This is a genomic window from Streptomyces sp. SID13666, assembly GCF_010548325.1.
In the GTDB taxonomy this organism is placed as follows: domain Bacteria; phylum Actinomycetota; class Actinomycetes; order Streptomycetales; family Streptomycetaceae; genus Actinacidiphila; species Actinacidiphila fildesensis.
Map to the genome: position 1 here is coordinate 156,221 of NZ_JAAGLX010000016.1, position 6,782 is coordinate 163,002.

General features: G+C 69.2%; 6 protein-coding genes and 1 rRNA gene. 1 reads left to right on the forward strand and 6 read right to left on the reverse strand.

Annotation, left to right across the window (positions count from 1 at the left end; all coding sequences use genetic code 11):
* Positions 1-44: 44 nt before the first annotated feature.
* The 4 genes from G3I60_RS21935 to G3I60_RS21950 all read right to left on the reverse strand — a co-directional run bounded on the left by G3I60_RS21935 (position 45) and on the right by G3I60_RS21950 (position 4,724).
* Positions 45-1,127: a LacI family DNA-binding transcriptional regulator gene (locus G3I60_RS21935; RefSeq protein ID WP_138358453.1), complete on the reverse strand. Its 1,083-nt coding sequence runs from the start codon at positions 1,125-1,127 to the stop codon at positions 45-47.
* Between the two features lie 141 nt (positions 1,128-1,268).
* Positions 1,269-2,924: an extracellular solute-binding protein gene (locus tag G3I60_RS21940; RefSeq protein ID WP_164295086.1), complete on the reverse strand. Its 1,656-nt coding sequence runs from the start codon at positions 2,922-2,924 to the stop codon at positions 1,269-1,271.
* Positions 2,925-2,985: 61 nt separating this feature from the next.
* Entirely contained in the window at positions 2,986-3,873 is an 888-nt protein-coding gene (locus G3I60_RS21945) for a carbohydrate ABC transporter permease (protein ID WP_164295087.1), read from the reverse strand.
* Positions 3,870-4,724, reverse strand: coding sequence for a sugar ABC transporter permease (locus tag G3I60_RS21950; protein WP_164295101.1), 855 nt, complete (start codon positions 4,722-4,724; stop codon positions 3,870-3,872). Before G3I60_RS21950 ends, G3I60_RS21945 begins: the two co-directional genes overlap by 4 nt.
* Before the next feature lie 309 nt (positions 4,725-5,033).
* Between G3I60_RS21950 and G3I60_RS21955 the strand changes: the two genes are divergently transcribed.
* Positions 5,034-6,038 carry a hydroxyacid dehydrogenase gene (locus G3I60_RS21955; RefSeq protein ID WP_239070073.1) on the forward strand — a complete coding sequence of 335 codons (1,005 nt, stop codon included), beginning with the start codon at positions 5,034-5,036 and terminating at the stop codon, positions 6,036-6,038.
* A 24-nt stretch (positions 6,039-6,062) separates the two neighbouring features.
* Here G3I60_RS21955 and G3I60_RS21960 read toward each other — a convergent pair whose 3' ends face one another.
* The gene (locus tag G3I60_RS21960; RefSeq protein WP_164295088.1) at positions 6,063-6,572 is read right to left on the reverse strand and encodes a GNAT family N-acetyltransferase; all 510 of its coding nucleotides are present in this window, start codon (positions 6,570-6,572) and stop codon (positions 6,063-6,065) included.
* Between the two features lie 90 nt (positions 6,573-6,662).
* Positions 6,663-6,779, reverse strand: a 5S ribosomal RNA gene (gene rrf, locus G3I60_RS21965).
* Between the last annotated feature and the right edge of the window lie 3 nt (positions 6,780-6,782).

Below are 6,782 nucleotides of genomic sequence, written 5' to 3' on the forward strand. Positions count from 1 at the left end.
TCACCGTTCCTGCCGTCACCGTTCCTGATGGGCCGGCAGGACGATCAGCCCCGCGGCGCCCGTCCCACCGAATCGCGCACCACGATGTGCGTGCCCAGCAGATGGCGGCGCTGCGCCGGCCCGCCCGACACGTCCTCGGACAGCGCGATCCTGACCGCCTCGCGCCCCAGCTCGTACGAGGGGATATGCACGGTCGTCAGGGGCGGGTTGAGGTCCTGCGCGAAATGCTCGTTGTTGTAGCCGACGACCGACACGTCCTCGGGAGTCCGCAGTCCGGCGTCGCGCAGCGCGGACATCGCACCCGCCGCGACCAGGTCGTCGCCCGCGAAGACCGCCGTGAACTCCGGTCTGCCGCCCGAGACCGCGATCATGGACCGGACCGCCGCATAGGCGTTGTCCCGCCCCATGCCCGATCCGGAGACCTGCGCCGGCTCCGGGTCCAGACCGTGGTCGGCGAGCGCCCGGCGGTACCCGGAGAGGCGCGGCTCGAAGGTGCTGTGGCCCGGGATCCCGCCGAGAAACAGGATCCGCCGATGCCCGGCCGACAGCAGATGGCTGGTGATCGCATAGGCGCCCGCCTCGTTGTCGTACTCGACGACGAGCACCGGCATGTCCGGGGTGGGCGCCGGGCGGCCGCACAGCACCAGCCGGGACCCGGCCGCCGACAGCGCGTGCGCGTACTCGTTCAGCCGGGCCCGGTACGGCTCGTCCTCGACGGCGCCGCCGACCAGCACCACCACCTCGGCGCGCTGCTCGCGCATCATCTGCACGAGCGCCAGCTCCCGCGCGATGTCCCCGCCGTGGCTGCACACCAGGCACAGCCGGCCGCGGGCCGCGGCCTCCTGCTCGACGCCCTGGGCGACCTCGGCGTAGAACGGGCTGTCGACGGCCTGCACGATCACCGCGACGGTCTTCGGACCGGTCCCGGCCAGCGCCCGCGCCCGCGCGTCGATGACGTAGTCCAGGTCCTTCACCGCCCGCAGCACCTTCGCGCGCGCCGCGGCGGACGTCGGATAGTTCCCGGCCAGGACCCGCGAGACCGTCGCGACCGATACGCCCGCCCGCTCGGCGACGTCCCGGATGGTCACCCGACGCTGACCGCCGGCCCGTGATGCTGCTTCCGTCATGCCCGCATGCCTGCCGTCCGATTCCGTGCGCCCCACCCCACGCTGCCACCCAGCGTAGTCGTGCCACGCCCGGCGGCAGCGCCCTCCACACCCACTGATCCGCAGAGCGGATCCGATCCCCCCGCCCGCCCAGGCGCCCGCTCAGGTGTTGGCGGCGTAGTCCTTCGCCAGCTCGTCGGCCATCTTCGCGCGGCCGTCGTTGCGCATCTTCTTGACCGCCGCGTCCCATTCGCCGATCGGCTTCCGTCCGGCCACGATGCTCATCACGCTGTCCTTCAGATACTGGTCGATAGTGGCGCCGACCCGGCTCAGCGTCGCCGACTGCAGTCCGAAGCGCGGATTGCGGACCATCATCGGCATGGCCTTGACCTGCCACGCGTGGTTGATCCGGACCGCCTCCGGCCGGCCGGGTATGAAGAGCACCTGCGGCGCGTCGCACAGGTACTTGAACGGCAGGTTGGTGTTGCCCTCCAGCAGCCCCAGGTCGTTCAGCTTCGGCGACCCGTCGGCACCGCGGCTGAAGTGGGTGCCCTCGACGCCGAAGTGCAGCAGCTCGTACTCCTTGCTGCCGAACGGCGAGGCGAGATAGTCCAGCACCCGCAGCATGAGCTTGATCCGGTCGTTCGACGCCTTCTTCAGCACGGTGTAGCCGAAGATGTTGCGCGCCTGCTGGATCGCCGGCTTCGCACCGCCCGAGCCGCTCGCGTCGTACGGCAGCGCGACGTCCAGGTCGAACTTCCCCTTGATGCCCTGGACGTTGCTGATCAGCGCGCCGAAACCGTCCGTCATCGAGCCGACGGTGCCGTTGTAGAACTGCGTCTTGAGATCCACCTGCGAGGTCGCCGAGGCGTTCGGCTCGAACACCCCGGCCGACCGCAGCTTCGCCATGTACTCGATGGCCGCCCGGAATTCGGGGGTGGCGTACGCGTCGGTGAACGTGCCGCCCTCCACCTTCCACTCGTAGGGCGCACCGAACGCCATCGCGTGCACGTTGAGCCCGAACACGCCCTGCTGCGAGGCACCCAGCGCGTACGTCCTGCCCTTGGTCGCGGCCTTCGACACGGCCAGGAAGTCGTCCGCGGTCCAGCCGTCCTTCATCCCGGCCCCGGCGAACAGGTTCCGGTTGATCCACAGCTGGTTGCCGGGCTTGGAGCGCTCCACCGGCACCCCGAAGATCCGGCCGCCGATACGGCCCATGTCCTGCCAGGCGTACGTGGGGATGTTCGCCAGGTTCGGGTACTGCTTGACGGCGTCGCCCGACAGCAACTCCGACAGGTCGGCGCACTTGGACTGCACGAACTCGGCCTCGCGCGGCAGCACGTACCCGCCGCCGATGTTGATGATGTCCGGCAGGTCGTCGCCGGCCATCAGCGTCGCCATCTTGTTGGGGTAGTCCGAGTCCGGGACGACCGTGTACTCGATCTTCACGCCCAGCGCCTCGTTGACGGCCGTCCAGAACTTGTTCTGCGCGGCCGCCTTGGGCGGCGTCCCGTACGTGATCGTCAGCACCTTGATCGTGCTGCCGTCACCCGGCTTGGCGGCCACCGCCCGCACCAGGTTCTTCGGGTAGGAGGTGAAGCCGGCCTGCACACCGTTCGCCGAACCCGGCAGGTCGGGCACCGGCCCCTGGAAGGGCAGATGCGTCGGCCAGGCGGCCAGCTTCTTGCCGGCGTTGGAGACGTCGTGCCCGCCCGCGGAGGACGAACAGGCGGTGAGGACGGACGGGACCGCGAGGGCGGCGCCACCGGCGGCGATCGAGCGCAGCAGGGTACGCCGCGAGTACGACGAGGAACTCAACGGAGGTGTCCTTTCGGAAGGAAGACTCGCAACGGAGGACTCGCGAAGGTGGGCGGGGAGCTCAGCTCTTGATGGCGCCGGTGAGCACGCCCTTGGTGAAGTACTTCTGCAGGAAGGGGTAGACGACGAGGATCGGCACCGTGGCCACGACGAGCACCGCCATCTGGATCGTCTGCGGCGCCGACACCATGCCCGCCTCGCTCACCCCGGTGTCGGCGATCTGCGCGCCGTTGATCACATACGTCCGCAGCACCTGCTGCAGCGGCCAGTGGTCGGAGTTGAGATAGATCGAGGCGTAGAACCAGGCGTTCCAGTAGGAGACCGCGTAGAAGAGCCCGACGACGGCCAGTGCCGCTTTGGAGAGCGGAAGGACGATCTTCCGTAGCACCGTCCAGTCCCCCGCCCCGTCGAGCCGGGCCGCCTCGTACAGTTCCTCGGGCACCGACTGGAAGAAGCCGCGCAGCACGATCAGATTGAAGACGTTGATCAGCACGGGAGCGACCAGCGAGGAGTAGCTGTCCAGCATGCCCAGCCCCTTGACCAGCAGGAAGCCGGGGATCATGCAGGGCGGGAAGAGAAACGTGAAGAGGATCAGCAGCAGCACCGGGCGGCCGCCGAAGACCCCGGGGCGGCTCAGCGCGTAGGCCAGGCCGATGGTGCACGCGAGGCTCACAGCCGTACCGACAATCGTCACCCCGGCACTCACCATCAGCGCATGGCCGACGATCCCGCCGTCGAAGATCTGGTGGTAGGCGCGCAGGGTCGGGTGCTGCGGCCACAGCACCCAGCCGCCGTTGTCCACGACCTCCTGGTGGGAGGCCAGACTGGTCGAGACGATGATCAGGAACGGGACGAGGACCAGCGCCACGACCGCCGTCAGCGCCACGGCCTTCGCCGCCCGCGTGACCGGCCGCGGCTTCTCCATCCAGCTGGGTCGGACGGCGCTCATCGGTACACCCCCTGCTCCCCGAGACGATGGGCGATCTTGTTCGCCGTGTAGACCAGCGCGGCACCGACCAGGCCCTTGAACAGCCCCGCGGCGGCGGCGAACCCGAAGTCGCCGCCGATGATGCCCTTGTAGTAGACGAAGGTGTCGATGATCTCCGCCGCCTCCGGCCCCACGGCCGGGCGCTGCAGCAGCATCTGCTCGAAGCCGACGGACAGCACGTCGCCGAGCCGCATGATCAGCAGCAGCACGACAATGGGCCGCACGGCGGGCAGCGTGACGTGCCAGAAGCGCCGCCACGGTCCGGCGCCGTCGATCGCGGCCGCCTCGTACTGCTGCTCGTCGACCTGGGCGAGCGCGGCGAGGAAGATGATCGTCCCCCAGCCGGCGTCCTTCCAGATCACCTGCGCCACGACCAGCGGTTTGAAGGCGTCGGGGTTCCCGATGATGTCGACGCTGTGCAGCCCGGCGTCGCCGAGCGCGCTGTTCAGCAGGCCGGTGTCGCCCAGCAGTTGCTGGAAGAGCGCGACGACGATCACCCAGGACAGGAAGTGCGGGAGATACGCGACGCTCTGCACGAAACGCCGGACGCTGTCCCTCGTCAGGCTGTGCAGGAGCATGGCGAGCGCGAGCGGGACGGGGAAGTAGAACGTCAGCTGCAGCAGCGCTATCCACAGGGTGTTGACAACGGACGCCCAGAAGTCGGTGTCCTCGACCATCCGCTGGAAGTTCTCCAGCCCGATCCACTGGCTGGCCCACAGCCCGTCGAACGGCACGTAGTCCTTGAACGCGATGACGTTGCCGGCCATCGCGCCGTAGTGGAACAGCAGGAAGTACGCCAGTCCCGGCAGCATCAGCAGCAGCAGGACCCGGTCCTTGCGAAACCGCTTCCACCGCGAGTCCCGGCGGGGCGGCCCACCCGGCTCGGCCGCCCGCCCCTCCCGTTCCTGCTCCTCGAAGGGCGCAACGACCGCATGACTGCGGTCGGTGGCGCCCGGATTGGCTATCGCCATCGCGTCCTCCCTGACGGTCAAGGTGGGAGGAAACTAAACCGGTTACTACGCGGGGTCAAGACCTTGAACCAGTGTCGTTCTTGACCTGAGGGGCTGGCCGTTCTAGCCTCCGATCAACATCAAGTAACCGTTTACATCGTGGGGGTTGTCATGCCGGACCGACCGACCGCAGTCCTGGCCATGCGCGCGGACGTGGTCGACGCGGTACTCCCCGCCGATCTGCGGGCCCGGCTCGAGAGCTGCGTACGACTCCATCCCGACGTCATCACCAGCGGCTTCGACACCCTCGCGGCCCGCACGGCACTCCGCGCCGCGGACCTGCTCATCACCAGCTGGGGCTGCCCCCTCATCGGCCCGGACACCCTCGCCGCGGCCCCCCGGCTGGGCGCCGTCATCCACGCCGCCGGCACCGTCAAGGACCATGTGCACCCGGCCGTCTGGCAGCGCGGAATCTCCGTCTCCTCCGCGGCCGACGCCAACGCGGGCCCGGTCATCGAGTTCGCTCTGGCCACCATCGTGCTGGCCGCCCGCCGCACCCTGGGCACCGCATCCCAGTACGCCCGCGGCGACCTGCCGGGCTTCGGCGAACGTCAGGGGGGCGACGGTGCGACCATCGGCGTCATCGGGGCTTCCCGTATCGGCCGAGGCGTCATCGACCGCCTCACGACCGCGAGCGCCGGCTATCGCGTGCTCCTCGCCGACCCGTATGTATCGGCGCAGACGGCCGCCGAACTCGGCGTCGGGCTCGTGGAGTTGGACGACCTGTGCCGGTCCTCCGACGTCGTCACCGTCCATGCCCCGGATCTGCCCGAGACGCACCATCTGCTCGACGCCCGGCGGCTGGCCCTGCTCCGCGACGGCGCCGCACTCATCAACACCGCCCGCGGCCGGCTCATCGACACCGACGCCCTGGTCCGCGAATGCTCCACCGGCCGCCTGGAGGCCTACCTCGACGTCTCGGAACCGGAGCCACTTCCTCACGGCCACCCGCTGTTCGGCCTCCCCAACGTCCTGGTCACGCCGCACATCGCCGGCTGCCAGGGCAGCGAGGTCCGCCGGCTCGGTGCCTACGCCGTCGACGAAGTACGGCGCTGGACCCGGGGCGAGCGTCTGTTCGGCGAGGTCAGCGCGGCCGACCTGGAGCGCATCGCGTAGGCCCGCGGTTGCGTGGGCTCGTGCTCAGGAAGGGCGGGGGAGCTCCATCTCGTACTCGGTCTGCGACTCGTCGAGCGGGAACGCCATCGTCTCGCCGGTCCTCGTGAACCCCAGCCGCGCGTAGAACGCCTGCGCCCGCGCGTTGTCCTCGTGCACCCACAGCCGGACCCGGCCGATCTTCTCGGGCAGTTCCCAGGACCAGTCGATCGCGGCCCGCAGCATCCGCTCGGACAGCCCGTTGCCGCGGCCCTCCGGCGCCATGTAGACGCCGACGATATGGGTCTGCGGGACCGGGAACGCCGCTCCGACCTCCACCAGCACGGTTGCGGAACCCACCCATTCGCCGGCCTCGTTGACGGCCACGAACCCGGGGGTGGTCCCTCTGCGCTGCCACGTCTCCTCGGGGAAGGCCGCTTCCGTCTCGTAGGTGTTGACGAAGGCCACGCTGCTCGCCGGATCCAGCAGCGCGGCCAGCCTCAGCTGCCTCCGCTGCTTCCACTCGTGCGGCTGGGTGGCACGTATCTCGTATCCCATAGGGCGATCGTGTCAGCCGTCCGGGCAGCATCGCAACGCAAAAAAACCTCAGGCCCGGGATCAGAGATCCCGGGCCTGAGGCCAATGATTGTTCGGCGGCGTCCTACTCTCCCACAGGGTCCCCCCTGCAGTACCATCGGCGCTGAAAGGCTTAGCTTCCGGGTTCGGAATGTAACCGGGCGTTTCCCTAACGCTATGACCACCGAAACA

Bases quoted from the DNA above. Each gene is read 5' to 3' on its own strand.
- G3I60_RS21950 (WP_164295101.1), bottom strand. From the start codon at position 4,724: ATGCTGCCGGGACTGGCGTACTTCCTGCTGTTCCACTACGGCGCGATG.
- G3I60_RS21935 (WP_138358453.1), bottom strand. From the start codon at position 1,127: ATGACGGAAGCAGCATCACGGGCCGGCGGTCAGCGTCGGGTGACCATC.
- G3I60_RS21955 (WP_239070073.1), top strand. From the start codon at position 5,034: ATGCCGGACCGACCGACCGCAGTCCTGGCCATGCGCGCGGACGTGGTC.
- G3I60_RS21960 (WP_164295088.1), bottom strand. From the start codon at position 6,572: ATGGGATACGAGATACGTGCCACCCAGCCGCACGAGTGGAAGCAGCGG.
- G3I60_RS21945 (WP_164295087.1), bottom strand. From the start codon at position 3,873: ATGAGCGCCGTCCGACCCAGCTGGATGGAGAAGCCGCGGCCGGTCACG.